Origin of the sequence: Streptomyces sp. NPDC102283 (assembly GCF_044766265.1) — a bacterium.
GTDB lineage: Bacteria > Actinomycetota > Actinomycetes > Streptomycetales > Streptomycetaceae > Streptomyces.
In genome coordinates this window covers 167706-193377 of the sequence record NZ_JBIWLQ010000008.1, presented here as the reverse complement: position 1 = coordinate 193377, position 25672 = coordinate 167706, and the positions used below count along the sequence as shown (strand labels likewise).

Annotated in this window: 20 protein-coding genes; 8 read left to right on the top strand and 12 right to left on the bottom strand. The window is 71.0% G+C overall.

The window, feature by feature from the left end; genetic code table 11:
* Nucleotides 1-222 precede the first annotated feature (222 nt).
* Nucleotides 223-2181 carry a TIGR04222 domain-containing membrane protein gene (locus ACIRJT_RS18130; RefSeq protein WP_403910318.1) on the bottom strand — a complete coding sequence of 653 codons (1959 nt, stop codon included), beginning with the start codon at nt 2179-2181 and terminating at the stop codon, nt 223-225.
* Nucleotides 2182-2731: 550 nt separating this feature from the next.
* Here ACIRJT_RS18130 and ACIRJT_RS18125 point away from each other — a divergent pair.
* Nucleotides 2732-3007 carry a hypothetical protein gene (locus tag ACIRJT_RS18125; RefSeq protein ID WP_403910316.1) on the top strand — a complete coding sequence of 92 codons (276 nt, stop codon included), beginning with the start codon at nt 2732-2734 and terminating at the stop codon, nt 3005-3007.
* Here ACIRJT_RS18125 and ACIRJT_RS18120 read toward each other — a convergent pair.
* The 8 genes from ACIRJT_RS18120 to ACIRJT_RS18085 form a co-directional block, all read right to left on the bottom strand.
* On the bottom strand, nt 2973-3455 hold the full coding sequence (locus tag ACIRJT_RS18120) for a hypothetical protein (RefSeq protein ID WP_403910314.1): 483 nt from the start codon (nt 3453-3455) through the stop codon (nt 2973-2975). The two genes, ACIRJT_RS18125 and ACIRJT_RS18120, sit on opposite strands and share 35 nt — an antisense overlap.
* A 172-nt stretch (nt 3456-3627) precedes the next feature.
* Complete coding sequence (locus tag ACIRJT_RS18115; protein WP_403910312.1) at nt 3628-4509, bottom strand: NAD(P)-dependent oxidoreductase; 882 nt, start codon at nt 4507-4509, stop codon at nt 3628-3630.
* A gap of 422 nt (nt 4510-4931) precedes the next feature.
* A complete protein-coding gene (locus ACIRJT_RS18110; protein WP_403910310.1) occupies nt 4932-5693 on the bottom strand; it encodes a hypothetical protein in 762 nt (253 codons plus the stop codon).
* Between the two features lie 23 nt (nt 5694-5716).
* On the bottom strand, nt 5717-6406 hold the full coding sequence (locus tag ACIRJT_RS18105; protein ID WP_403910308.1) for a hypothetical protein: 690 nt from the start codon (nt 6404-6406) through the stop codon (nt 5717-5719).
* Nucleotides 6407-6569: 163 nt separating this feature from the next.
* On the bottom strand, nt 6570-7190 hold the full coding sequence (locus tag ACIRJT_RS18100) for a hypothetical protein (protein WP_403910306.1): 621 nt from the start codon (nt 7188-7190) through the stop codon (nt 6570-6572).
* Between the two features lies 1 nt (nt 7191).
* A complete protein-coding gene (locus ACIRJT_RS18095; RefSeq protein WP_403910304.1) occupies nt 7192-7725 on the bottom strand; it encodes a sigma-70 family RNA polymerase sigma factor in 534 nt (177 codons plus the stop codon).
* Nucleotides 7726-7840: 115 nt separating this feature from the next.
* Nucleotides 7841-10606, bottom strand: coding sequence for a toll/interleukin-1 receptor domain-containing protein (locus ACIRJT_RS18090; protein WP_403910302.1), 2766 nt, complete (start codon nt 10604-10606; stop codon nt 7841-7843).
* A gap of 14 nt (nt 10607-10620) precedes the next feature.
* Nucleotides 10621-11280, bottom strand: coding sequence for a hypothetical protein (locus ACIRJT_RS18085; RefSeq protein WP_403910300.1), 660 nt, complete (start codon nt 11278-11280; stop codon nt 10621-10623).
* Nucleotides 11281-11748: 468 nt separating this feature from the next.
* On the opposite strand from ACIRJT_RS18085, the gene ACIRJT_RS18080 reads away from it, so the two are divergent.
* Nucleotides 11749-12528 carry a hypothetical protein gene (locus ACIRJT_RS18080; RefSeq protein ID WP_403910298.1) on the top strand — a complete coding sequence of 260 codons (780 nt, stop codon included), beginning with the start codon at nt 11749-11751 and terminating at the stop codon, nt 12526-12528.
* Nucleotides 12529-12613: 85 nt separating this feature from the next.
* On the opposite strand, the gene ACIRJT_RS18075 is transcribed toward ACIRJT_RS18080, so the two are convergent.
* Nucleotides 12614-15457, bottom strand: coding sequence for a TIR domain-containing protein (locus ACIRJT_RS18075; RefSeq protein WP_403910296.1), 2844 nt, complete (start codon nt 15455-15457; stop codon nt 12614-12616).
* A gap of 412 nt (nt 15458-15869) precedes the next feature.
* Here ACIRJT_RS18075 and ACIRJT_RS18070 point away from each other — a divergent pair, with 412 nt between their 5' ends.
* The 6 genes from ACIRJT_RS18070 to ACIRJT_RS18045 all read left to right on the top strand — a co-directional run bounded on the left by ACIRJT_RS18070 (nt 15870) and on the right by ACIRJT_RS18045 (nt 23816).
* The gene (locus ACIRJT_RS18070) at nt 15870-18305 is read left to right on the top strand and encodes a nitrate- and nitrite sensing domain-containing protein (RefSeq protein ID WP_403910294.1); all 2436 of its coding nucleotides are present in this window, start codon (nt 15870-15872) and stop codon (nt 18303-18305) included.
* Nucleotides 18302-18706, top strand: coding sequence for a roadblock/LC7 domain-containing protein (locus tag ACIRJT_RS18065; protein WP_403910292.1), 405 nt, complete (start codon nt 18302-18304; stop codon nt 18704-18706). Before ACIRJT_RS18070 ends, ACIRJT_RS18065 begins: the two co-directional genes overlap by 4 nt.
* A 132-nt stretch (nt 18707-18838) precedes the next feature.
* On the top strand, nt 18839-20044 hold the full coding sequence (locus tag ACIRJT_RS18060; protein ID WP_403910290.1) for an ABC transporter substrate-binding protein: 1206 nt from the start codon (nt 18839-18841) through the stop codon (nt 20042-20044).
* A gap of 1 nt (nt 20045) precedes the next feature.
* The gene (locus ACIRJT_RS18055; RefSeq protein WP_403910288.1) at nt 20046-22205 is read left to right on the top strand and encodes a branched-chain amino acid ABC transporter permease; all 2160 of its coding nucleotides are present in this window, start codon (nt 20046-20048) and stop codon (nt 22203-22205) included.
* Nucleotides 22202-23077 (top strand): ABC transporter ATP-binding protein, encoded by an 876-nt coding sequence (locus ACIRJT_RS18050; RefSeq protein ID WP_403910287.1) that lies wholly within the window; start codon nt 22202-22204, stop codon nt 23075-23077. The genes ACIRJT_RS18055 and ACIRJT_RS18050 overlap by 4 nt, the downstream gene beginning before the upstream one ends.
* Before the next feature lie 10 nt (nt 23078-23087).
* Nucleotides 23088-23816 carry an ABC transporter ATP-binding protein gene (locus ACIRJT_RS18045; protein WP_403910285.1) on the top strand — a complete coding sequence of 243 codons (729 nt, stop codon included), beginning with the start codon at nt 23088-23090 and terminating at the stop codon, nt 23814-23816.
* 96 nt (nt 23817-23912) lie between these two features.
* Here ACIRJT_RS18045 and ACIRJT_RS18040 read toward each other — a convergent pair whose 3' ends face one another.
* Nucleotides 23913-25130: an FAD-dependent monooxygenase gene (locus tag ACIRJT_RS18040; RefSeq protein WP_403910283.1), complete on the bottom strand. Its 1218-nt coding sequence runs from the start codon at nt 25128-25130 to the stop codon at nt 23913-23915.
* An 80-nt stretch (nt 25131-25210) separates the two neighbouring features.
* Nucleotides 25211-25561 carry a 5-carboxymethyl-2-hydroxymuconate Delta-isomerase gene (locus ACIRJT_RS18035; protein WP_403910281.1) on the bottom strand — a complete coding sequence of 117 codons (351 nt, stop codon included), beginning with the start codon at nt 25559-25561 and terminating at the stop codon, nt 25211-25213.
* Between the last annotated feature and the right edge of the window lie 111 nt (nt 25562-25672).

Sequence of the window (25672 nt, the reverse complement as noted above, 5' to 3'; positions counted from 1 at the left end):
GCATGAACCCGGGGGCGCAGTTCCCCGCCGCGCGCGGCGGCCCGGAGAATCGGACGCTGCCGGCCGAGAAGGGTGCGGATGAGCGGATGGAGGTGACCGGCAACATCGTCGTCGAGGCCTCACATGACCAAGTGCGTACCCGATGCGTTGCTGCTGGACGTCGAAGTCCGGGGCGGCGAGCCCTCACCCTCTACGACACCACGATTTCAACCGCGTTGGCGATCACCATAGAGACGACAAGCCGAAAGCGATCAGCGGGCCACCCACCCCGAGAACTGCTGCGGCGAGCCCGAGGGACATACCCGTGACCAGCTTCTGCTGGCTGGCTTGTGCGAAGGGCGCGGGAATCTCCGTTCCTGGCCAGCGGACGTCGTTGGCGCGGAACACCGGGTACATCGCGTGGGCGATCTGGTTCCGGTATCGCCGTACGCTTAAGCGGGTTGCTACACGACCGAGGTGCAGCTGGGCCAGCGGGTGGTCCGCGAACCCCGCGAAACGGGGCGTCCAGTCGCGGTTGAAGTAGATCAATGCGTGGTTGATCTCCCCTCTCCTGTCGGGCACGCGGATGTCGGCGGGGAGCCCACGCTCGAAGTAGGCACCGACCTGCTCCCGGAACAGGGCGTAACCCTCGCAGTCGAGCGGAACGATAACGACCAGCCGACACGGGGGCACACGTGACGCCGCCTGTTGAAACTCCCACAGCAGACCCTCGCCAAGCCCTGCTGCGATCACCACGAGTGCCGAGCTGTCCATCAGCCTGAGCACTTCCACCTGCCAGCGATCAAGTTGCCCGCCGGGCCGGTTGAGGTCGGGGGCCAGGGGGGCCAACTCGACAACGCCCAGCCCGGGCAGTGCCACGCCCGGGTTCCCGATCGCGATGGGAGGGCCGAAAGCACGCAGTACGTGAACGATTTCCTCAATATATGAGCTGCTGGAGCCCAGAATCGCCGACTTGATATTCTGCCATGGCGTGGTTTTTTCGAGAAGGGCATCGTGGTGCGCGAACGACCGCAGGTATAGGACACTAGGGCGGTGAGGGTACGGAGCGCCCGAATACCAGGATTTCCAGAGATTCATTCCGGGGTCCTGAATCACGCCACGTGGATCACGCCGGCCTGCCGCTCGGTGTTTCCTGGCCAGCGTCCCGCAGCGGGCCCCAATCGCAGCCAGGAGCAGCCAGAAGACACCGACCCATGCCGCCCCGGAAAAGCTGATCACAGCACAAGGGATTGCGAGCACGCCGCACACCGTGGCCATGACCCGAAAGAAGAGACTGCGGCGTTGGTGTTCTTTGGGCGTCCTCACAACATTTTCTGGAATCAACTCCCAGAACTGCAAGGGAATAGGCTGGCCCCACCGGTCACGATACTCGTCCCACCCACCGAAGGCGACTCTTCCCGCAGCAGAGCCGACCCATCCCTGTTCGAGGCGCCAGCCTTCATCACCATCGAGCAAATCTGCGATATCACGCCCCGAGCATTGCACGATGGGGTCAGCCGACGGCTCATGGTCGCCCAATTCCTGAAGGCGCGCATTCAGTGCCACCCCCGGCTGGGACAGGGTTAGCGGCAAGTATTGTTCGCACAGCACGAGGCACACGCCACACATCATCAGTTCGAGGAACAGCAGGGCGGTAAACTTGGCCCCCGACTCCCCCCACTGCTCGACGACCGTGGCCGACATGGCGATGAAGACCAGAGCGCCGAAAAGCCACCTGCTGAACACGAATCTCCACTGGCGCGGCAGCATGATTCCCGATGCCACCAACTTGCGTTGCAGGTCGGCAGCGATGGCGGTGCGACTGAAAGCCTCTACCAGCCGACCCCCGTTCGGGTAGTCGGAGAGGAGATCAAACACCTGGCTCTGGACAGGGTCCCGATCCGCCCCGGCCCGCGGGCCCGGGCGGATCTCCGCAACGGCACCCGGGTGGAGGGTTACGGCCCCCGCATCGGCCAACCCCGCAATCGCCGAAGCGACGACGCGGAACCAGCCGCCTCTCAGCATCGCCACGTCGTAACAGTTGAGGGAGCAGGGCGTCGGCGTGATGACTCTCCAGGGCCGCAATGCCACGTACGCGATCGCACGAATCAGGGCCGCGGCGAAGAGGAGTGCGGCGCAAAGCGCTAGATAAGGAAGGTCCGCAGCCGTGAGCAGCGAAGCTTCATCTTCTGTAAACCTCACCACTGCGTCGGCCTTGACAGTCGCCGGATAGCAGACATTCTCATAGAGAAATTCCTGTTCTGATCAGGAGAATGACCCAGAGCCCAGGATCTGGTTTTCCATCTCGTCACAGATCGGCCGGACCACACAGCCCCAACGAAAAGGTAACAAATTACAGAAATGGCATTTTCTTTTTAACCTGGCGCTCCCATGAGGCGAGCTGTCCTCTGTTTGATCGAATGGGCGGCGTGCTCTCCCGGCCTGCAACGATAGGGCTTGTCCAAGATCCTGTCAGCTGTATCAGAACTCCTGGGGGGCCTCGTCCAGGACGTCGCGGACGTGCGGGCAGCCGGAGTAGCCGTGGATGATCGACGTGTCAGTCCTGGCCCTCGTGGAACGGTGAGAGCGCAGTGCTCGTCAACCACACGATGGGCCGAGGGGCCAAAGGGCACACCATCGCAACAGGCAATCCGGCCTTCGCATACGTGCCTCACAACCCTGCACTGATCGCTGTTGCTTTTCAGCCCGCATCGCACATCGGTTCCGCCCTGCGCAGGCTCGGCCAACAGCCGTGCTTGTCCTGGAACTGGCGGGCAGGGCGGCGGGTTTCTGCTACGGCGAGATGGAGATGCGCCGCCAGGACCGCACCAACGCCACCCGCGCCGAACGCGGACTGCTGTCCGGCTACTGGCTGCTCTCCGGCTACGGCCTGCTTGCCGTCCTTCTGGGCCTGGCAGTCCTGGCCGTGTCGAACGCCATCCCAGCCCGTCCGCTCCCGGAGGAGTCGCGGGCACCTTGGCGTACGGGCTGGGTCAGGCGGCGCCGGTCTCCTCCAGCACCACCATGACCATCACCGGAAGGTCGGCGTCATGCTGGATCAGACCGGCCGTGAGAAGCAGGCCGTCGAGGGTCCACTTCTTCAGCCTGATGAACTCGTCCCTGTCCGCCTCCGTCTGCTCGGCCTCGATGAGGTGGCCGGCAAGCCGGGACTCCTCGATCTCGGGGAGGAAGTCGGCCAGCACCTCCTCCCCCAGCTCGTAGACGGCATCCAGGTCGTCGAAGTAGCCCGACTCGTCGACGTCACGGATCCAGACGAAGAACGAGACGCTGACCGCCCCACCACCGGACGTCCGGATCCAGCCCCCGACGCTGCCCTTGTCCCACGACGTCTCCACGCCGTCACGGACCTTGCCCCCGGGCGCCCACTCCTGAGCCAGGAACCGCGCCGCCGCAGCCTCGGCGGTCAGCGGGGTGATGTCCCCGAGCTCTTCCAGCATCGCGATCACTTCAGCCATGGACTCCTTCCCCTCATGGCGAGCAGCCTGTCAGCCGGCGTGGTGAGCCGGCCCGCCTTGTCGTGCTGGACATCGGGGTTGCGCGAGGATCTCCATCATGGCCCACCCTCCGTCGGCCCTCCCCGTCGCTGATCAGGTTCGGCTCGGTGAGCCACTCGTCGGGCCGGCCCGACTACGCCTCGGCCTTCGTCATCAGCTGCACCAGGCTGGAGAAGCTGTCCGCGGCGTGTCCCGCGTCCATGCCGCGCCGGAAGAGGTCGGCGACCACGGCCGGAAGGGTGGTGTCGACGCCCGCGTCGGCATTGGTGTGCAGGACGTGCTCGACACTGGCCATCCCCATGGCCAGGCGGTCCACGTCGCCCATGTGCCGGCCGGTGTCGACGCGCTCGGAGTAGAAGGTGAAGAATCCCGGCAGCGAGTTCGCGGTCTCCACGGCGTGCGGCAGGATGTCCGCCGCCGTCAGGCCGTTGGCGTCGGCGAGGGCGATGGCCTGCCAGTAGCTCAGCATGGAGGTCCAGAACATGACCATGCCGACCTGGTACAGGAGCGCGGCGAGCCCGGGGTCCTCTCCCCGGTGGTCGGTCCGCCCCGTGATGACTTCGAGCGCGGGCCGGTGCCGGTCGAAGACCTGACGCGGGCCGCTGTAGAAGGTCGAGGACTCGGCCTGCCCGATCCCGGAGGGCGGCACGGTGACGCCGCCGGTCAACTGGACTGCACCCCGCTCGGCTGCCCAGCGGGCCGCGGCGCGGGCCTTTTCCGGTGTGTCCGAGCTGAGGTTCACCAGGGTCCGATTCGCCAGCGCCTCCGCGGCGGGCTCAAGGGTGGCGTACACGGCGTCGTAGTCGGTGAGGCTGAGGATCACCAGCTCATTGGAGGCGAGGGCCTCCTTCACGTTCGGCGCGAGCACCGCCCCACGGGCGACGAGAGCGTCCGCGCGTGACGCGGTGCGGTTCCAGACGGTGACGTCGTATCCGCGGTCGAGGAAGGCTCCGACCATGGCCTGCCCCATGGGGCCGAGGCCGATGACGGTGACCGACTGCTTGGTGCTGCTCATGATGAGATCTCCACCCCTCGTTAAAACGAGCGCTCTATTTAGTGCGCGGCAAGAACGTACCACGCATCTAGAACGAGCGCTCTATTCAATGGCCGCCGCGGTACCCGCATGCGGACCACCACCCAGGCCGGATCGTCGTCGCCGCCTCAGGGCTCCCGCAGCGGCAGGGCTACGCCGGGGGTGCCGAGGCCACCACCCAGGTCGCCCGCGGCGCGGGACACCACAGGTGACGGACCGGCGACTCGCCCGCCTCGTACGCTCGTACGCGGGCCAAGGCCTGCCCGGCCGATCAGGCCGGGCAGGCCTTGGCCACCGCCGGCAGGCTGCGGACGTCGACCCGGCGGGGCAGCGCTTGCCCCTCGGAGCACTGCGGGTCGTCGCTCGTGCCTGCCCCGTCATCGTCGGAAGTCGAGCAGGACCTCCTACTTACACGCCGTCTCAGCCGGGTCGGGGCCGAACTGCTCCTCGGTCTGGGGCGGGGCGGTGTCCAGGGCATGGTCGAGGGCGGCGGCATCCTTGCCGGTCATCTCGTCCTCAAGGCTCAGATCCGGTTCCTCGATGCCCTGGGTCGCGAGCAGCTCGGCGGCGGACTGGGGCTTCCCCTCCAACTCCCCGTCGCCGATCACCTGACCGTCGAAGGGCACGGTGGAGTCCTCGCCGAGACCTCGCCACTGGCCGGGTACGGGCTCGTCGCCGGGGCTGCAGCGCGGTTCCTGCCATTCGATGGCCATGAGGTAGCTGTGACCGGCTTCGAGGCGCGGTTCGTCCTCGCCGGCCATCTTCACCCGCTGGGAGGTGTCCGGGCCCTGGAAGGACCAGCCGTAGGCCACCCAGTCGAAGGCTGTCGGCGCCGGCCGGCCGGGGGCCGCCTTGGACCACACGACGTCGTCCACACGCAGTTGAACGTTGCGCAGGATCATCCCTTCGCCACGCTCGACCTCCTCCGGGGTCGGCGGTATCTCCGACTCTGCCACCGGGGTCACGGCCACGACGTGGTCGGCGTACGTGATCCAGTCCGAGGCGGTTGTGTTGGGCAGCCGGTCGTTTCCGTTCGCGATGACGATGTCGTGGCCCTTGCCCGACCTGCCGGCCCGGACGGGATCCGACTCATGGGTGGTCAGCCCGGCGGCCACGACGATGGCGACCGCACCCGCGACGGCGGCGATACGCAGTGTTCTCTTCACGTTCGTCCTTCCTCCGTTCGCGGTCAGTAGAGGCCGTTGATGTTCTCTTTGTTGCTCGATCCGAGCGGCTCGGAGTAGTTCACCGGCGTTCGCATGCAGCCGAGTGCCTTGTTGGTCTTCGACAGCTTCGGGGAGGCGTTGGATCCATGCAGAAGGCCCACGGCATGGCCCGTTTCGTGACAGCTGAGGCCAGGGGTGTAGAAGCCACCGCCTTCGATGCGGATGTACGTCTGGTCGCACCTGTAGGTACTGGCGGTGTCGTTGCACCAGGTGGTGCCGTTGATGCTGCCGGGCACGGTCGCTTCCGCGTAGTAGATGTCGGTCTCGCTGCTTCCGCTCCACGTAGGCGTCGAGTCGTAGCTGATCGAGAGGTCCGTCGGCGCGTACTGCGAGCTCATCATCTTCTGCACGATGTTCTTGTCGACGTTCTCCAGCGCGTTACTGCCGCCGCTGTCCATGTAGTACGTGACCTGTGCGTTGTCCGTCTGGCAGACAACCCCGCTGTCGGCGCTACCGGTGTAACACCCTTTGTTGTAGTTGTTCGTGGGGACCATGTTGTCGGTGGCCGCCGCCCAGGCGACGCCGGTGGCCACCAGCAGGGCGGCCAAGCCCACCGCGGGCACGGCGGCGCGCCTGCCGAGCGATCCACGCGCCGCCCCGTCGCCCGAACCGTCGACTCGTCTCTTGGCTTTCTGTAACACGTTGGGCCTCACCGTTCGCAGAGTTGGTCAGTAGCACTGCTCGGTGAAGCCACGGACGTTCCGCTCTGCGCACACGCAAACCACGGCAGAGCGCACACGTCGTGTATGGCTCCCCCGAATCAACACAGGATCACTACATACAATCTGACGGCTCGTCGTCAACAGATGTGAACGATCAGCTCTGCTCCGACTGCCAGATCGCCGGGCACCGCGTCTGCTCGGCCTGGGGAAGCGCTTCCTCGACACTCGCCCGATTGGGGGCGAGTTCGGCGCCGCCGAAGGTGTCCGTCTCCAGGTCACGGCGTTGCGGGACCACGATGAGCAGATGCTGGCCGACGCGCCACGGCTCGCGCACGCGGGCCACGGCCGGTTCGACGACGTCGAGTTCGATCTCGCGCTCGCCCTGGGATGGTTTGATCCAGTCCTGCACGGCGAACGCCACCGTCAGTCGGCCGTCCTGGCCGGAAGGGTTCACCGCCGTCACGTCGCCGACCGCGATGGTCCGCCCGCAGGCAACCCACTCCAGCAGCGTCTGGCCCTGGCCGCCCTCCGCGTCCGGAGCCGCAGCGCCGCCTCCGCCCGGTGAGGCGGTGTTCGGATCCCCCAGCGTGACGGTCAGCAGGCCGACGCCCACGACCGCGGCCGCGACGAGCGCACCGATGGTGATGCCCCCGCGATGCCGCGCGGGCCGCCGGCGAACCGGAACCTCGGCCCGGTCGCCCCGCCCGGCCTCTTCGCCGATCAGGGCGAGAGCCCGCCGAAGCCGACTCTCCTCGGAGTCCGTCAGACCAGTCACCTCAGATCACCTCCATGTCGCGCAGCTTCGATCCCAGAGCCGAGGTAGCCGTGTGCAGCCGGCTCTTCACCGTGCCTTCCGGGATGTCGAGGTGCCGCGCTATCTGTCGAACCGTCAAGTCCGCGTAGAAGCGCAGGGCCAGGACCTGCCGGTGGGGCGCGTCCAGGCCTTCCAGCGCATCCGCGACGGAGAGCGCGAGGACCCGGTCCGCCTGCGGGTGGCGCACCGCGTCGTCCCGGGCCCAGCGCGCGGCGAGGCGCTGCCGCAACCCCTCGTCCCTGGAGCGCGACCGGTGCCAGTCGGCGGCGACACGGGAGGCCACGACCGCCTGCCAGGCCGCCGGGTTACGGATTTCCTCCCGGGCCGGGTCCGCCTCCGCCTCCAGAAGCCGCAGTCTGACCTGCTGGACCCCGTCGTCGAGGTCGCTCCAGGGCACCCCGCCCAGGGCAAGGACCGCGCGAACGGAAGCGTCCTCGGAACGAGGTGAGGACCGTGCGTCCGAGCCGGCTCGTCCGACTCCGTGCCATGCCGCCATCTGCGGTCCTCCTTCTCTTTCCCTTACGACGGAGGAACGCGGGTAAACGTTCGCGGGGGGGCGACGCGTGCTCCCGCGTCTGCGCCACGACTTCGCCGGGCATCTCGCCCGCTCACTACGGGCAGAGCGGGCGGGGCTCGGGTCCCGGAGGTACGCTCTCGCGCCATCGGTCGGCGGTGAACACGTCGCCCGCCCAGGCGCACAGTGACCGAACCGGGTCGGCCGTCGCTTCGACGTTCCACCGGCGTGCCGTGCCGTCCGTGGCCCAGCTGGTCAGCGTCGTACCGTCGGGAGTGAACGCGGCACCGGTGACGCCCGCGCCGTGGCCCTCCAGCGGAACTCCGATCTGGCGCCCGGTGGCGATGTCCCAGAGCCGGACCGTGTGGTCGTTGCCCCCGGTGGCGAGGGTGCTCCCGTCCGGGCTGAACACCACGGACGTGACGCCGCCGCGATGGCCCCGCAGTGGGGACCCGATCCGCTCCCGTGTGGCCGCGTCCCAGAGCCGTACGGTGTCGTCGCGGCTCGCGGTGGCGAGCGTCGTACCGTCCGGGCTCCAGGCCACCGCCGCTATCTGCGCGGTGTGATCGATCGGGGTCTCGCCGACACGACGGTGCGTGACCATGTCCCAGAACGCCACCGTGTCGTCCTCCGTGACTCCGGCGAGCGTGCGGCCGTCCGAGCTCACCGCGACGCTGACGGACCAGGCGCCGAGCGCTGTGCCGGTGGGAGGCCGTACCGCCAGGTCCCATACGTGTACGGACTCCCGACCGCCGCTGACGAGGGTCCTGCCGTCCGGGCCGAAGGTCAGCGCACCGACCTCGCCCGCGTCGAGCAGCGGTCCGCCCACGGGGCGGCGGGTCGCGACATCCAGAAGTCGTAGCCCGTCGGACCCGATCGCGAGCACGGCGCCGTCGGGGCGGAACGCGAGGGTGGGGCTCTGCTCGTCGACGTCGCGTGCCAGCACACCGCCGATGCGGCGTCGTGCGGCGACGTCCCACAGGCGCACGGTCCCCTCGGGGTCCGCGACGGCCAGGGCCCGTCCGTCCGGGCTGAGCGCTGTCGCCCGCTGCGGCCCCGTGTCGATCGGCGCTCCGGTCTGCCGCAGCGTACGGATGTCCCAGAGGCGGACCGTGGTGTCATCGCTCGAACTGGCCAGAACCGATCCGTCCGGACTGAACGCGACGGCGCGGGCCGTGGTGGTGTGGCCGATGAGCGGGCCGCCCGCCCGGCCGCCTCGCCGAAGATCCCAGAGCCGTACACCACCGTCCCCGTACGCGGCGGCGAGCCTCGTGCTGTCGGGGCTGAAGGTGATCGCCGTGATCCCCGTGGAGGGGGAAGCGACGTGGTCGCCGATCGGGGCCCTCGCCGCGACGTCCCACAGCTGGAGGCCGCCGTCGATGTCGGCGGCGGCGAAGGTCTTGCCGTCGGGACTGAAGGAGAGCGATGTGATGACGCCCCCGCGGCCCCTCAGCACTCCTCCGATCGGTGTGCGGGCGGCGATGTCCCAGAGCTGTACACCGTCCTGGACGGCCCTCGCGCCGATGCCGCCGTCGGAGGCCAGGGCGAGGAACTGTCCCGGACCGACGAGCGGCCGGCCGATCCGGCGGCGGGTCTCCAGGTCCCATACCCGTACGGTCCCCGAGAGGTCCTCGTCGACGGTGACGAGTGTCCTGCCGTCCCGGCCGAAGACGACGGAACGTACTTCCCCGGCACCGGAGTTGAAGGGTGCGCCGAGCTGCTTGCGGCGGGCCGTGTCCCAGAGTCGGACGGTGCCGTCGAAGCCCGAGGTCGCGAGGGTCCTGCCGTCCGGGGCGAAAACGATCGAGGTGATGCTCCGGTGGTGCCCGATGAGGGGACGCCCCGCCGTCCGCTGTGTCCCGGTCCTCCAGAGTCTCACCACCCCGTCCCCGCCACCGGAGGCGACGGTCCTGCCGTCGGGGCTGAAGGCCACCGCGTCCACGGGCACCGAGTGGGAGAGCACTCCGGACGCCGGATCGGCCGAGGCGTCGAGCACGGCGAAACGGGTCTCCGGAGTGGGGCTGATCCGCCACGCGGCCAACGCCTTCAGCCGGGCGGCGAACGGGTCCCGGTCGGCGAGCAACGAGGATTGGGTGATGAGTTGTTGGACGACGGCCTGGTCGCGCTGCCGAGTCGCCTCAGCACGTGAGAGGACCGCTACCACCGACAGGGTGCTCGCGATCAGCAGCAGACAGCCCAGGACGGCTGCGACGCCCCTGGCCGTCCGCAGGTTGCGCCGGGTGTCGCGGAGCCCTTCCGACCGGAGTTCGTCCTCGGAGAGGCCACGCACGACGGACGCGACTCCGAGGGCGACACCGTCGACGTCGGGAGAGAACCCCGCGTCACCGTCCCCGAGGAGGTCCACGGCCTTCCAGACGGGTTGCCGCGCGAACTTCCCCGCCAGCCGGGGCGGCAGCGCCGTGGACAGTTCGGGGTCCCAGCCGCCCCGCGGCTCGTCCCACACCAGCTGCCCGGCCGTGACGACGAGCAGGACGGTCTCCACCGACCTGTGCTCCAACCACCACTCGATCTCCCGGTCGACCCACGCCGAGGACCTCGCCTCCGGCGACGCCAGGACCACGAGCCAGTCGGAGCGGGCGAGACCGGCCTCGATCTTGCCCCAGAGCTCCGGGCCGATCGACACACCGGTCCGGTCGAGGAAGACCCTGATACGCGGCGGCCTGTACCAGGGGCGGGACTGCTTCTCGATCACCTGTCGCAGGCCAGGCAGCCATCGCCGGTCGCGCTCACCGCTGTAGGACAGGAAGACGCCGTACCCCAGCTCGGTCCTGACCTGTCCGCGCCCGGCCACGAGGGACCGCAGCCGGGCGGACGTCGAACCGAGCCCTCGCCGGCGCGGCAACCAGCGCGTCCGCATCAACCGGTCGGCAGGTAGTCGTGACCGTCCCAACGCAAGGTCACCTTGGCGGTGGCGCCTTCGGCACAGGAGGGATCACACCCCTTGATGGACTGGACGATCGCATACGCGCCGTCCTTGCCGGGACCGGCCGTCCTCGCGAAATAGAAGGCGAGTCTGCCGCCGCTGTAGTGGTCGTCCGCGCTCCTCCAGCCGATGTCGGCGAATCCGTCCGCGGTGGGGACGAGCACCAGGACCCCGTCGTAGCGCCCGGGGTTGTAGATCACGAAGGTGTTCTTGGTCGAGTCGGTCGCCGGAGCGGCGAATCGCAACGGGTCCTTCATGATGTTCCAGTCGACGTCCACCTCCACGGGGTCCAGCGCACGGCCGCTTCCGGTGACGGCCGCGACGCAGCCGGCCGGCCGGCTGACGGACGGGGTCCGCTGGACCAGGAACACGCGGACCGGCCCGAGGTCCGGATGGTGGATGTCCCGGTGGTCGCGCGGCTTTCCGACACATCCGGACGCGGGCGGCGGGCTCGGCGGGAACGAGGCGTCCGGGCGTGCCGACGGAGTTGGCCCGCTCCTGGCCGATCCGCTGCGGTCCGGTCCGTCGGCATCGGCGCATCCGGCGACGAACACCGCCGCCAGGGCCGACATCAGCAGGGCGGTTCGAGCCATGGCCGGGCCGCGCCGGAGTAACTGCCGCCGTAAGAACGGCAAGGAGCTGGGAGACATGTCGTTCCCTCCGCTTCGGGGTCGGGACCGATCAGGTGGAAGGACCTCGTATGGTATCGCGCGACCGCACGCGGCGGAGGGCCGTGGACCCGAGTGCGCGTGGGCCGCCGCGCCACGATCTCGATGGGCCGCCGGGTCGTTCGGCGTGGTGTCCACCGGCCGGGGCGTTGCCGGCCGCGACCTCCGTGCATCCGGTATGCCTCCGGGACTCCGGCCCACCCGGCCTGCGGGGTGGCGGGGTGGCGGGGTGGCGGGGTGGCGGGGTGGCGGGGTGGCGGGGTCAACACTGCTACCGTGAAGGCCTTTTGGCCCGTGACGAAGCCGTTTGGCGATATGTTCGTGCCCACCGGTCACGTCGCCGGTACGTACATCGCGCGGTTGCACAGGGGCACGAGGAGTCGGTGGGAGCGGATGAGCGCAGCGCAGCCCGGAGGGGTACCGAACCAGAGGTGGAGGATCCTGAGGGGCACGACGCTCCGGCTGCTGAGCGCGGCGGTCGTCGGGGCGGTCATCGGGCTCGCCGTCTTCAGCCTGACCCAGGTCACGAGCCGCAGCCTGTTCGCCATCACCGGCGGCATCGCGGGCGCGGCGGCCGTGGTGGCGGTCCAGTGGTACCAGCGCACCGCCCGTCTCACCGAGGTGAAGGTGACGGTCCCGCAGTTGAGCGAGCTCACGTTCGCCGTCAACAACGATTCCCGGCAGGTGGCCTGGCAATTGTTCGTGGAGACGGTGACGAGGGTGTCCACCCAGCCGCTCGCCAGCGACCAGGGGGTGGTCCGGGAGGCACTCAGCTCGATGTACGGGCTTTTCGCGACGACGCGCGAGACGCTCAAGGCAAGCCGTCCGTCTGCCTCCGTGCCGAGCGGGCAGACGGTGGAGTACCTGGCGATCACGATGCTCAACCAGGCGCTGCGGCCGTTCCTTTCCCAATGGCACCCCCGTCTGCAGGAGTTCGAGAGGGCGCATCCGGACGGCCAGGAATCGGCGTGGTCGCAGAACGCGGCCTGCCGGGCCGCGTTGCGGGAGGTCCAGCGCGACATCTACGACTACGCGGTCGGCTTCGCCCGCCTCGCCGGTGTACGTGAGGCCGAGGCACTGATCGGTGTCGTCCCCGCGCCCCGCTCACCCGAGGGCGGGACGGGCGGCGACCACAGGCCCTCGACGGGTGGCGCCGCACGCACCCGGGGCTGAGGGGCGTCGGGCCCGGCCGTCGCGGGGCGGCGGCCGGGCGGACGGACAACGGGTCGGCGCCCGCGGCACCGGTGGGGCGGCACGGCTACGCGCGGCAGGGGGCGCCGACGGCCAGATCGCTCAGGTACCGGTCGTAGTCCGCCTTGCTCAGCGGGTCGTCCACGATGTGGCACAGCTGCGCCCGCCAGTCGGCGAGGTCGAGGGACCGGCCCAGGAGGGTCCCCGCGGAGTCGAGGGTGAGGACATCGCTGCCGGTGCCGGGCACGACCTGCAGGGAGGGTTCTTCCGCGGAGGACGGGGCGGGCGCTCCCAGCACCCATTCGCCCCTGTGTTCGCCGCTTCCGGCGTCCCAGAACTCCAGCCCGCTCCGGGTGTCGGTGCTGAAGGCGTGCGCCAGGGTGCGGGCGTCGCGGCTGAAGACGACTTCCCGGAGTCCCGGCTCCTCGACCGCGGAGCTGAGGACGGCCCGGCCGGAACCGACGTCGAAGAGAGAGATGCGTCCGTCGGAGTCCACCGAGGCCAGCTTCTCGCCTCCATGGCTGACGGCGACCCGCAGGTTCCTGGACGAGGGAGGCGTCTCGCCCGTCATCACCTCCTCGAAACCCTCTTCGCTTGACCACCGCCACACATGGACAGCACCCGCGGTCGACTCGACGGCAGCCAGGGTCCTGCGGTCGCCGGCCATGGCCAGGAGTTGGTAGGGGCTGTCGTCGGGGAGGAGGGTCTGCTTCACGTTCCAGGTCCGGGTGTCGATCAGGTGGATGCCGCTGTCCCAGGCGGTCACCACGTGGATGTCGTCCGCCAGGTAGAACAGGCGCAGCCCCTGGTCGGGCTCGGACCGGTAGTCGAAGGACTTCTCCTCCCCCACCAGCTTCCCGGTGCGGGGGTCCCAGGTGGAGAACATGCCCTCGTCGACCACGGTGACCCGGCTGCCGTCGCTCGTGGCGGCGACGGCCATGTCGGACGCGCGCATCGGGCGGGGTATCCGGCCCAGTCTCCGGAGGCCGCCTTCGCCGTCGGAGACGGCCCACAGCTCCGTGTCCTCCGGCCCGGACCGGTAGGCGATCCGTCCGTCCGCGGCGAGTTCACCCGCCTTCAGCCGTCCCGCGTTCGGCAGGCCCCGCTGGAAGCCCGCTCCGTGCACGGCGAAGAGCGAGACGGCTCCGTCCCCGGACCCGGCGGCCACCCACCGGCCGTCGTTCGAGGCCGCGACGCTCTTGACGGGCCACTCGAAGGAGCCCAGCGTACGCGGTCGGCGCAGCGTGGCGTCGAAGAGGGCCACCTGCCTGCCCTGGGCGGCCACGACCGACCCGGAGCCGTCCGCCGGAAGCGCGGCGCGTTGCAGCGAACCGGTGGCCGTGGCGAGCCGCTTGCCTGCGGAGAGGTCCCACAGCTCGGCCGCTGCCGTGTCCGTCGAGCCGAACAGGGCCGTACCGGCACCGCCTGCCGAGAGGGTGACGGAGCGGTCCTCGGTCGGGATGTCCGGCAGTGCGCCGGCGTTCTTCCACTGCCGGGTCTTCGCGTTCCATGTGCTGAGGCCGGCTCCGGAGGTGTCCAGTGCCCGCAGGAGGCGGGAGTCCGCTGTGAAGGAGAGCCGAAGGTCTCCCCCGGCCCGCCGGTGGTCGACGCGTTCGCCGGTGCGTACGTTCCAGACGGTGAGCCACAGGGTCTCCTCGTCTCCGGGCCTCCGGTAGGTGGCGGCGATCCATCGGGCGTCGCCGGACAACGCGTACGCGTGCAGGCGCTTGCTCACCTGCGCCAGCTCTCTGCCCTCGCTCGCGGTGATCGTGCGGAGCGGTTTCGCCCGCCGGACGTCCCAGAACTCGATCCTGTTGTACGGGGCTTCCAGCATCAGGGTCCGGCCGTCCGCGCTCAGCTCCAGCGCGCCTCCGCCCAGGGGCCACTGGGCCCTGAGGTCCTTCATCGCCCGGCCCTCGCGGATGTCGTAGACATGCACCTCCCGGTCCCGTCCCGCCTCTCCGCCGAGGTCGGAGAAGTAGGCGAGTGTGCTGCCGTCACCACTGACGGCGACCTGGGTGGCGGCTTCGCCCCCCGAGCCGGTGTAGCTGGCCGCGGCGCCCAATCCGCCCTGGAGATGGCGTGCGACGCCGCTGTTGGCGTCCATGGCCCGGGTCAGCGCCCGCGCCGACTCGCTCGTCGGCTCGACCTCGTCGGCGTACAGGGCGAACTGGGCGGCCTTGCGCGGATCGGTGTCGGCCAGCTCCATGGAGTGGGCCGCGAGAGCCTGTGAGGCGGAGACGAGAGCGCGGTCCAGGGCCTCGCCGCGCTTCTGCCAGGCATAGCCGCCCGCGGCGAGGGAGGTGACGAGGAGGAGGGCGAGGACCGTGACGGCACCTCGGAGCAGGCGGAGGGCGATACGGCGCTGCTGGATGTCCTCACTGTCCAGTTCGTCCTTGCCGCGGCCGTGCAGGGGTGCGGCAAGGGCCGCGACGGCGCTGCGGAACTCCGGCTGCCGCAGGGAGTACTTCTGGCTCGTGCGCACCTCCACCAGGTCCACCCAGAGCGGCTCGGCGCGGAACACCCCTTCGAGCATCCGCGGCAGCGCGGTCGTCCGGGACCAGTCGAAGTCGCCCGCCGAGGGGTCCCAGTGAACGGTCCCGGAGCCGACCGCGATGAGGATGCGCTCCGGCGAGCGGTTGTCCAGCCAGAACTGGATCTCCTTCTGGACCCAGCGCGAGGCCGCCGCCTCGGGTGAGGCGAGGTAGATGAAGTAACGGGACCGCTCCAGCTCACCGAGGATGGACGACCAAAGGTCGTGGTTGGCGGAGAGGCTCGTGGTGTCCCGGAAGACGCTGATCTGCTGACGTCGCGTCCATGGCCGCGCGAGTTCGTGCATCCCCCGCTGGAGGGCCTGCGCGAGCTGTCTGTCGCGCAGGTGGCTGTACGAAATGAATCCGTCCCGTTCCATTGACGCTCCCCCAACGTGCCCACTGGCCCACGGTCCGACAACTCGTAGGATCGCATGTGGTGTTCGGCGCACATCGGCGTTCACCCCTGCGATGTCCGCGCGACACCCCGAGCGGCCCGGTCAGTCAAGAACCTTTGCTTTGCGCTCACTTGTGAGCGAAGTCGGAACGCCTCCGTGCGATCGGTGCGCAGATTTTTCGAGGATTCACCCATCCGGAGGCGCGCACTACGGCATAGGATCATGCCGCGCGCCGCTGGGGCCTCTCCTGCCCCACGGGCACCGCTCCTCCCACCCGCAAGCATCGTCCCCCCACCCCAGCACGCCCTCACCGACACCCCCACGATCCGTAAACAGGTACAGGTATCCGCGTGTCACCGATACTCGAGCCCGGCTCCGGCGACGGAGCCGCGCAGTGAAAATCAATCGTCGCCTCGTCCTCCTGGTCACCGCACCGCTCACCGTGGCCGTCGCCTTCTCGGTCCTGGCACTCGCACCCGCGACCAACCAGGCACTCCAGGCCGACCGACTGACCGCGATGGTCGAAGCCGCGCGCGGAGCAAGCGAGTTGGCCAGCCGATTACAGAGTGAGCGGGCGGCGGCCACCGCCCTGGTCTCCGAGCAGGGAGACGCGGAAGCCTTCCGGTTGCGCGCGAACGCGACCGACGAGAGCGTCGCCGGATTCCGCGGCCGGATCAAGGACCTCTCCTCCGTCCCCGGCAGTGCGCGGGGCGCCCTGGAACGCATCGAGCGCTTCGTCGAGGAGATGCCCGGCCTGCGCGCCCAGGTGCGCTCGGGAAGCAGCACCGTCTCCGCCCTCGCCTTCGGCTACCGCATCGTGATCGCCGACCTCAACAGCTACCGCGACGGCATCGCGCAGGCGGACGGCGTGGACGCCGATATCGCGGACCGGATCCGCGCCGCCGCCGCCCTGTCCGAGGCCGCCGAACACACGGCCCAGCAGCAGGTCACCGTCATGAGGGCGCAGGCCGCGGGCGGCTTCACCACCGCCTCGCAGCGCACCTTCGACGCCGGTCGGATGGGCTACACCGAGTCGACCGGCGCCCTGTTCGACCTCGGGCCGGGCGAATGGCGGACCTGGCTGGAGCGCACCCTCTCCGGGGCGAAGGCGCTGGAGGCCCGACGCCTTGAGGACGAGATCGGTCGGACGGGAGCCGGCGAGGACATCACGGTCACCCCGAAGGAATGGCAGAAGGCCGCCGCCGACCGCCAGGAGCTGCTGCGTTCGGTGGAGAAGCGGGTCGACGCGGCCGTCCTCGCCCAGGTCTCCGACGTACGCACCACTCTCGTCCGGACGGCCGGCGCGGAGGTCGCGCTGGTGGTGCTGACCCTGGTCGGTGTCATCGTCGTCGCGATCCGTCTGGGCCGCGCCATGGTCCGGCGGCTGCGCGATCTGCGCAACGCCGCGCACGAGGTCGCCCACTCCGGGCTGCCCGCCGTGATGAGCGAGCTGTCCCAGCCCGGCGCACTGCGCGGCGCGACGCCCGAGGAGGTGGCCCGGCGGACCGGCGACCCGGTCGGGACCACGGGCGAGGACGAGATCGGCGAGGTCGGTGAGGCGTTCAACGCCGTCCACCACGAGGCCGTCCGCCTCGCGGCCCAACAGGCTCATGTGCACGAGCAGTTGGCCGAGACACTGGTCGGTGTCGCACGTCGGGGCGCGCGGTTGACCGCGGTCATGGTGTCCGAGCTGGACACCGTGCAGCGCGACGAGGCCGACCCTGTGCGGATGAAGACCCTCTTCGCTCTCGACCACCTCGCCGTCCGCATGGAGCGCAACACCAACAACCTGCTGGTGCTGGGCGGTTACGGCAACGCCCGGGTGCGCTCGGCGGATGTGGGCTGCTCCACCGTCATCGTGGCCGCCGCCCAGCAGATCGAGCGGTTCGACCGCGTCTCCCTCGGCGTGATCGAGTCGGGGATCGGGATCACCGCCCGCGCCGTGCACGACGTGGCGCACATCCTGGCGGAGCTGCTCGACAACGCGACCCGGTACTCGCCCCCGGACAAGCAGGTCGGGGTCGCCGTCTGGCGGCTGTGGGACCGGGCCGTCGTGCAGATCGTCGACGAGGGCGTAGGGATCACGGCGGAGCGCCGCGCGGTCCACAACGCCGCCCTGCTCGAACCGCAGGCCGGCATCGGCGACGTACGGTCCATGGGGCTGCATGTGGTGGCACGGCTCGCCGCGCGCCACGGCATCGTCGTCGAACTGCGCGACTCATCCGGCCCCGGCACCATCGCGGAGGTCACACTGCCCGCGAAGGTGCTGGCCCTGGACCTGGAGCAGGACCGGGCTCCGACGCCGGGCACGCTCGGCAACGACGGCGGCTACGAGGCGCCCCGGCCGATCACACCGCCCGGGCCGGAGGGCCGGCGGCATCCGGCCCCGGCGAACGCGGGCCACGACAGCACCCCGGTCGGGGCGGCGGGCGCCGGCACCACCGGGGCCGGTGCTCCCGGGGCCGGTGCTCCCGGAACCGGTGCTCCCGTCGGCGGCGGGCCGGGCAGCGGCACACCTGAGCGGGAACACGGCACCACGCCAGCGCCGCACCGCGTGCACGACGAGCCGGTGTCACGTGTCGCCGGCGTCAGCTCCTCGGGGCTGCCCCTGCGGCAGCGCAGAGCGCCTCAGCAGTGGCCCGCCACGGGGAAGCGGGAGGGTTCCGAGCAGCGCCGTCCCGGAGCCGGCGCTCCGCGGCCGTCGCCCCGCCGCCGGGACTCCCGACAGGTCTCCGACGTGCTGGCGGCCTACGCCCAGGGGATCAACCGGAGCACGAACCACCGGGGGCGTTCCGCCCCGGACGACACCACCGAACGGACCGAGAAATGACCACCTCCTCCGACCTGAGCTGGATCCTGAGCGATTTCGCCGGGCGCCTCCCGGAAGTCACCCAGGCGATAGCCGTGTCCGTCGACGGACTCGCGCTGGCCTACACCGGCGTAGAACGCGACGACGCCGAGCGGCTGGCCGCCATCGCGTCCGGCGTCGTCAACCTGCTCTCCGCGGCTGCCCAGTTGACCGCCACCGATCCCGTGGAGCACAGCCTCACCGCGATGGAGGGCGGCTACATGTTCTCGATGGCCGTCTCCAGCGGCGCCTCGCTCCTCGTCACCACCACCAGGGACGCGGACATCGGCGAGGTCAGTTACATGATGTCCGAACTGATCAACCAGGTCGGCGACTCGCTGTCTCCCCAGGTCCGCGATCCGAGCCTCCCGCCCCTTCGCTGACCGCCGGTCCGACCGTCCGCCCCTCCCGTACCGCTCGCCGGTCCGGAGTCCCACGGACGGTGGCAGACCGCCGCACCCGTCCCGACCGGCACCCCCGACGCCCCTCCCCCCGACACTGTGATGAGAGCCCCCATGTTCTTCTCCGCCCCGCCCCGTCCCCACCGCCGCGGATTCCGGTCGGCCGGCGCTGCCGCCCTCGCCCTCGGCCTGGCGGCCGTCACCGGTTGCAGCGGCGACAGCGGCACCGACGACGACACCGTGAAGGTCGGCCTGGTCGCCTCGCTCTCGGGCACCTACGAGCCGGTCGGCACGGAGCTGCGGGACGGCTTCAAGCTGTATCTGGAGACCCACGGCAACAAGCTGGGCGGCCGAAAGGTCGAGCTCATCGTGGCGGACGAGGGCGACGGCCCGCCGACCGCCGTGCCCGCGGCCACCAAGCTCGTCAAGAAGGACAGGGTCGACGTGCTGACGGGCCTCGTCGGCGGCGGTTCGGTCAACGCGGTGCTGCCACTGATCCAGCAGGCCAGGATCCCCTTCCTGGGATCGAACGCCCGGCCTCCGGTCAAGGACATCGAGTACGTCTGGACGACCAGCTTCCTGTCCGACGAGCCGGGCCGGGCCATCGCCCCGTACATCAAGGACAAGGTCGACGGACCGGTCTACGCGATCGGCCCCGACTACCAGGGCGGCCACGACGAACTGCGCGGCTTCACCGACGAGTTCAAGCGGGTCAAGGGGAAGCTCGCCAACCCGGACGGCAAGACCACCTGGACGCCGTTCCCGAAGACGACCAACTTCATGCCGTACTTCGCGGAGATCGCCAAGACGGACGCCGAGGCGGTGTACTGCTTCTACGCGGGCAAGGCCGCGATCGACTTCGCCAAGCAGTACGCCCAGTCGGACATCGCCGATCTGCCTCTGTACACGGCCTTCGTCACCGAGGGCAGCGTGCTCCAGGCGCAGGGCCCGGCGGCGAAGGACATCTACTCCGTCCTGAACTACGCCGCCGACCTGGACAACGAGGCCAACCGCACGTTCGCCGCCGACTGGACGGCGGAGCACGACACGCAGCCCACCACCTACGCGATGGCCTCGTACGACGCGGCCGCCGTGCTGGACAAGGCGATCGCCGACGCGGCGAAGGACGGCGACGTGACGTCGGCGACCATCAACAAGGCCATCGCGGGTCTGGGCCAGATCGACAGTCCGCGCGGCGCCTGGGAGTTCGGCGACAAGGCCCACTCGCCGGTGCAGACGTGGTATCTGCGCCAGGTGCGGCCGGACGGCGCCCAGTTGGCCAACGTCATGGTCCAGGACCTGGCGACGCTCGGCAGCTGACGTGGACCTCCTCGATGCCCACCTCGTACCGGCGGTGGACGGAGTGGCCTTCGGGCTGCTGCTGTTCGTGGTCGCCGCCGGCCTGAGCCTCGCCTTCGGCACGGCGGGTGTGCTGAATCTGTCGCACGGCACGCTCTACGCGATCGGCGCCTACACGGGGGCCGAGCTGAGCGACGGGACCTGGGGCGGTCTCGCCCTCGGCCTGGCCGCCGGGACCGCGGCGGCGTGCGTCGCCGGGGCGGGGCTGTCCGCCGCGACGGCCCCGCTCGCCCGGCGTGGGCATCTCGCGCAGGCACTGCTGACGTTCGGGCTCGCCCTGATCGGCGGTGATCTGCTCATCCAGCTCTTCGGGGCGGACGAACTCCCCGTACGCGTCCCCGAGGCGCTCGACTCCTCGGTGACGCTGCTGGGACACCGCTACCCCGCCTACCGGCTCTGCTTCATCGTGATGGCCGTGCTGCTCGCGGCGGGCGGGACCTGGGTGCTGACCCGGACCCGCATGGGCGCGGCGGTACGGGCCGCCGCCGACGATCCGCAGATGCTCGCGGCCACCGGTCGCAACCCACGGGCTGTGCACACCGGCGTCCTCGCGGCGGCGGGTGCGCTGGCCGGGGCGGCGGGCGTACTGGGGGCGCCGATCATCGGCCCCGGCCCCGGTACGTCCGAGAACGTGCTGATGCTCTCGCTCGTGGTGGTCGTGCTGGGCGGGCTGCGCTCGCTGTGGGCGACCTTCTTCGCGGCGATCGCGGTGGGCGAGGTGCAGACGCTGGGCGTCTCGCTGGCGCCCGACCTGGCTCCGTATCTGCTCTTCGCCGCGATGGCGGCGGTGCTGGTGCTGCGCTCCCGCTTCGCGGAACCGGCGACGGCGCACGGTCCCGGGGACGGCCCCGCCACGGACCCGGTCGCCCGGCTCCGGAGTCACCTGGCCGGCCGCCTGCGACGACGGACGCGCGGAACGCCGGGGACGGCAGGAGCCCCAAAGACGTCAGGGGCCGCGGAGGCGTCGGGAGCAGGGGCGTCGGCCGCAGAGGCGTCGGGAGCAGGGCGGACCGCGGAGGCGACCGGGGCGGACCGGCCCGGGACGGCGCCCCGCGAGCACGGGAGCCGGGTGCCGGCGAGGATCGGCCGGCTGCCGGGCGGGGCCGCGTGGCGGCAGGCGGCCCCGCTGCTCGTCCTGCTCGTGGTGCTGGTCTCCCTGCCGGCCCTGCTCGACGCCTACAGCATCTCGCTGGCCGGTTCCGCCCTCGCCCTGGGGCTGCTCGCGGTCAGCGTCACCATCCTCACCGGCTACGCCGGACTGCCCACCCTCGGGCAGACCGCGCCGTTCGCCGTGGGCGCGTACGCCACCGCCAACCTCGCGGACGCGGGGTGGACCGTGGGCCCCGTCCAGATCGTCCTCTCGGCGTTCGCCGCCGCCGTCCTCTCCGCGGTGGTGGGGCCCGCGGTGATCCGGGCCCGCGGCACCACCGTCCTGATGATCACGCTCGCCGTCGGCGAGCTGACCGGAGCGGTCGTCAACCAGCTCAAGTCCGTCACCGGCGGCGCCGACGGTCTCGTCGGCTTCCCGGCCACCCGGGCGCTGTGGGGCGGGGCGGAGATGCTGGAGGAGAGCCAGCTGTACAACTACGCGCTCGTCGTCGCCGTCGTCGCCGTCTCCGTCACCCTGCTCGTCCTGCGCTCCCCGGCGGGGAAACTGCTGACCGGCACCCGGGGCGCCGAGGCGCGGATGCGCGCCTCCGGCCACCCGGTGGGGCGCTACCTGCTGGTGGCCCACATCTGCGCGGGCGCGCTGGCCGGGGTGGGCGGTTCGCTGATGGTGACCGTCCAGCAGTACCTCTCCCCCGCCGACGTCGGGTTCGAGATCGCCGCGTTCGCTCTGCTGGCGGTGGTCATCGGCGGTACGACGTCGGTGATCGGCGCCCTGTTGGGCGCCGGGCTCATCGTCGCCACCCGGGACTGGGTCGCCGGTTCCTGGCCCGGCCACGGGCCGCTGCTGCTCGGCGTGCTCTTCGTCGCCACCGTGTACCTGCTGCCGCGCGGCCTGGCGGGGCTGCGCGGCGGATCCGGCGGCGGGAGCGGGCGGCCGCCGGAGGCTCCCGCGACCGGGGATCGGCCCTCGCCGGCACCCGCAACGAACCTCGCCGGGAAGGTCTCCCCATGACAGCAGCACCGACCGCCGCGGCGGTCGCGCCCCCCGTACTGGACCTCACCCGGCTCACCCGCCGGTACGGCACTCTCACCGCCGTCGACGATGTCGGCCTGCGGCTCCCGGCGGGCGCCCGGCACGCCGTCATCGGGCCCAACGGCGCCGGCAAGACCACGCTGCTCAACCTCATCGCGGGCACGGACCGGCCCGACCGCGGCACGATCGCCCTGAACGGCACCGACATCACCCGGACGCCGACGGCCGGGCGCAGCCGTCTCGGCATCGCACGCAGCTTCCAACAGCCCTCGGTGATAGCCGACCTGTCGGTGCTGGACAACATCGTCCTGGCCGGCTGGCCGCACCACCCGAAGCGCCGCGGGGCCTGGCGCAGCCCGTCCCGTTACCGGCTGCACACCGCGTCCGCGGGCCTCCACCTGGAGACCGTCGGCCTCGCCCATCTCGCCCACCGGCCGGCGTCCACGCTCTCGCACGGGCAGCGCCGCATGCTCGACCTCGCCGCCGCGCTGGCGGGCGACCCCCGACTGCTGCTCCTGGACGAGCCGGCGGCGGGACTGACCGACGACGACATCGGCCGACTGCTCGGCATCCTCGACGCTCTGCCGTCGAGCGTCGCGGTCATCCTGGTCGAGCACCACGTCGAGGTGGTCGCCCAAGTCGCCTCCACCGTGACGGTGTTGGCCGCCGGGAGGGTGCTCGTCACCGGCCCGACCCAGGAGGCCCTGGCGCATCCCGAGGTCCGCGAAGCGTACCGGGGCACCGGCGCGGAGACCGGCCCGGCCGCCGAGCCGGGACGGGAGGCCGGGGCCGCCGCACCGCACGAGGGGGCCGGGACCGCCGACCCGTCCGGCGCACCGACGAGAGGATGACCGACGCCCGATGCTCGAACTCATCGGCCTGACCGCGGGCTACCACGGCGGCACCGTCCTCCACGGGCTCGACCTGTCGGTGCCCGCCGGCACGGTCCACGCCGTCGTCGGCCACAACGGCGCCGGCAAGACCACCCTCGTCCACACCGTCGCCGGACTGATGCGCCCGAGCTCCGGAACCGTACGCCTCGACGGCCGCGAGGTGACGGGGCAGCCCGCACACCGGATCGCCCGCGCCGGGATCGGGCTCGTACCGCAGGGCCGCCGGGTGTTCGCCGGGCTCACCGTCGACGAGCACCTGAGGCTGTCGTACCGTCCGCCGCGCCGGGGCGACACGGCCCGCCCCCGTGTGTGGACCCCCGCACGCGTCCTGGAGCTGCTGCCCCGGCTGGGCGAGCGCCGGGGCAACCGGGGCACGGAGCTGTCCGGCGGCGAACAGCAGATGCTGGCGCTGGCCCGCGCCCTGCTCGGCTCGCCGCGGGTGCTGCTTCTCGACGAGCCGACCGAGGGCCTCGCGCCGGTACTCGTCCGGCAGGTCCACGCGTTGGTGGCCACGCTGGCGGCCGAGGGCATCGCCGTACTGCTGGTGTCCCCCAGCCCGGCGCGGGCCGTCGAGTCCGCCGGGTCGCTCACGGTCCTCACCTCGGGGCGGACGGCGCTGCGCATGGACGGTGCGGACGCCCGTGCCGACGGCACCGCGCTGTACGCGGCGCTGGAGCTGGCGCGGACGGCGGTCTGATACGCGGGGCGAGCGGACGGCGGTCCGATACGCGAGCGGGAGGGGCGCAGTGCCGCGCCGCCCCCTCTCCGCCCCATCCTCCCCCCCCCGGAGGGTCTACCCGGCCTTCATGCTGTGGCCGCCGAAGCCGCTGCGCCGGTCGGAGCCCTTGTTCTGGTCCTGCCACCACGTGTCGAACGCGGCCCGGCCCATGGCGGACCAGTCGGGTGTGTTCTCGACCTGTGCGGCGCCCATCCGGCGGGCGAGCGCGACCATGGCCGACCCGACGGGCCCGCGCCCGGCGTCGTAGCTCTCCAGGATCTCCTTCCAGCCGCTCCCGGCCGTCCAGGCGGCCTCCAGGGCGGTGGCGTCCTGGAGCGCCTTCACGCTGCCACCGCCGATGTGCGGCCGGGCGACGCTGGCCGCGTCGCCGACGAGCACCATCCGTCCCGAGGTGTAGCGCGGCACCTCCAGGTCGTAGATGGGCTGGATGAAGGTGGTCTCGGCGGGGGTGCGCAGCACCCTCGCCGCCCAGTACGGCGGGAAGTTGTCGGCGACCAGGGCCCTCAGGTGCTCGGTGAGCTCGGAGTCGAGCCGGCCCGGCGGGAGAGAGGTGGGGGCCCGCAGGTCGGGGTGGAGGCCGTCGGCCTCGGGGGGCGCGGTGTAGAGCACCCAGTTGAGCACGTGACCGCCGGCACCGTCCGGGATGCGGTAGATCATGCAGTGACCGCCGGGGAAGACGATGTTGTGCGCGTCGTGGCCGTCCGACGGAAGGTCGGCGACGTCCGGCGACGTCCCGCGCCATCCGATGTATCCGGCGTACGAGGCGTTCGTGCCGGGGAACATCGCCTCGCGGACGACGGAGCGGTAGCCGTCCGCCCCGATGACGAGGTCGAAGTGTTCCCGGTGCCCGTCCGCGAGCCGCAGCGTCACCCCGTCGGCGTCCGGCTCCACCCCGGTGACCACCGCCCCGGAGCGGTAGGAGACCTCTTCGGGCACCCGGCGGCGCAGTTCGCTCCACAGAGAGCCCCAGCTGTAGGCGCGGAAGGGGAACGGCTGCTCGCCGACGACCCGCCCGTGATCGGCCTCGCCGTCCCGCACGCTCCACACCCGCCGGGTCAGCGGCGCCCAGGGCATCTCCGGAGCGACGTACCCGGCTTCCCTCAACTCGTCGTAGCGGTCGCTGTGGAGGGCGATGCCCACCCCTCGGTCACGGAGCCGGGCATCGGCGCGTTCCAGAACGGTGATTCGCTCGGCTCCCCCGCGCGACGCGGCCAGCGCCGCGGCACACCCCGCTATGCTGCCGCCGACCACGGCGACGCTTCCTCCACGCATGTCCGGCACTCCACTCACTCGACGTTCCGGCCTTCCGGCCCTGCCCATCGGGCGCCCTGCCCACCCGACGCGATGCCCGTTCAGCGCTTCCGGAATGCCACGTCCAGGTTGGGGACCTCGACGGAGGCGTGCAGGGTGATGCCGTCGGCAGGCTCGATCCGGGCGGCGATCAGATCGAGTACGGCGTCCGCGAGGCGGGTCTTGGCCTCGTCGGTGCGGCCGTGGAGCAGGCGTATCTCGATGTGCAGGACGGCGTGGCCCTCGGCCCGGTCGCCGATGACGAAGTCGTCGACGCGGCGGAAACGGGTCTTGCAGGCCTCCGGGCGGGCGTCGACGGTGGCGACGACGAGCGGGTGCAGGGCGAGTGCGAAGGCCTGACGGTCGAAGGCCGCAGCGAGCGTGCCGGAGTAGTCGACGGTAATCTGCGGCATGGGGGCAACTCCTCGGAGAACAGCGTGGGCCGGGGACGTCGGCTCGTACGGGGGAACGGTAGCCGAACGCACATCCAGGCAGGGGCTCGCCCACCGTCCGGGTCGTCGCCT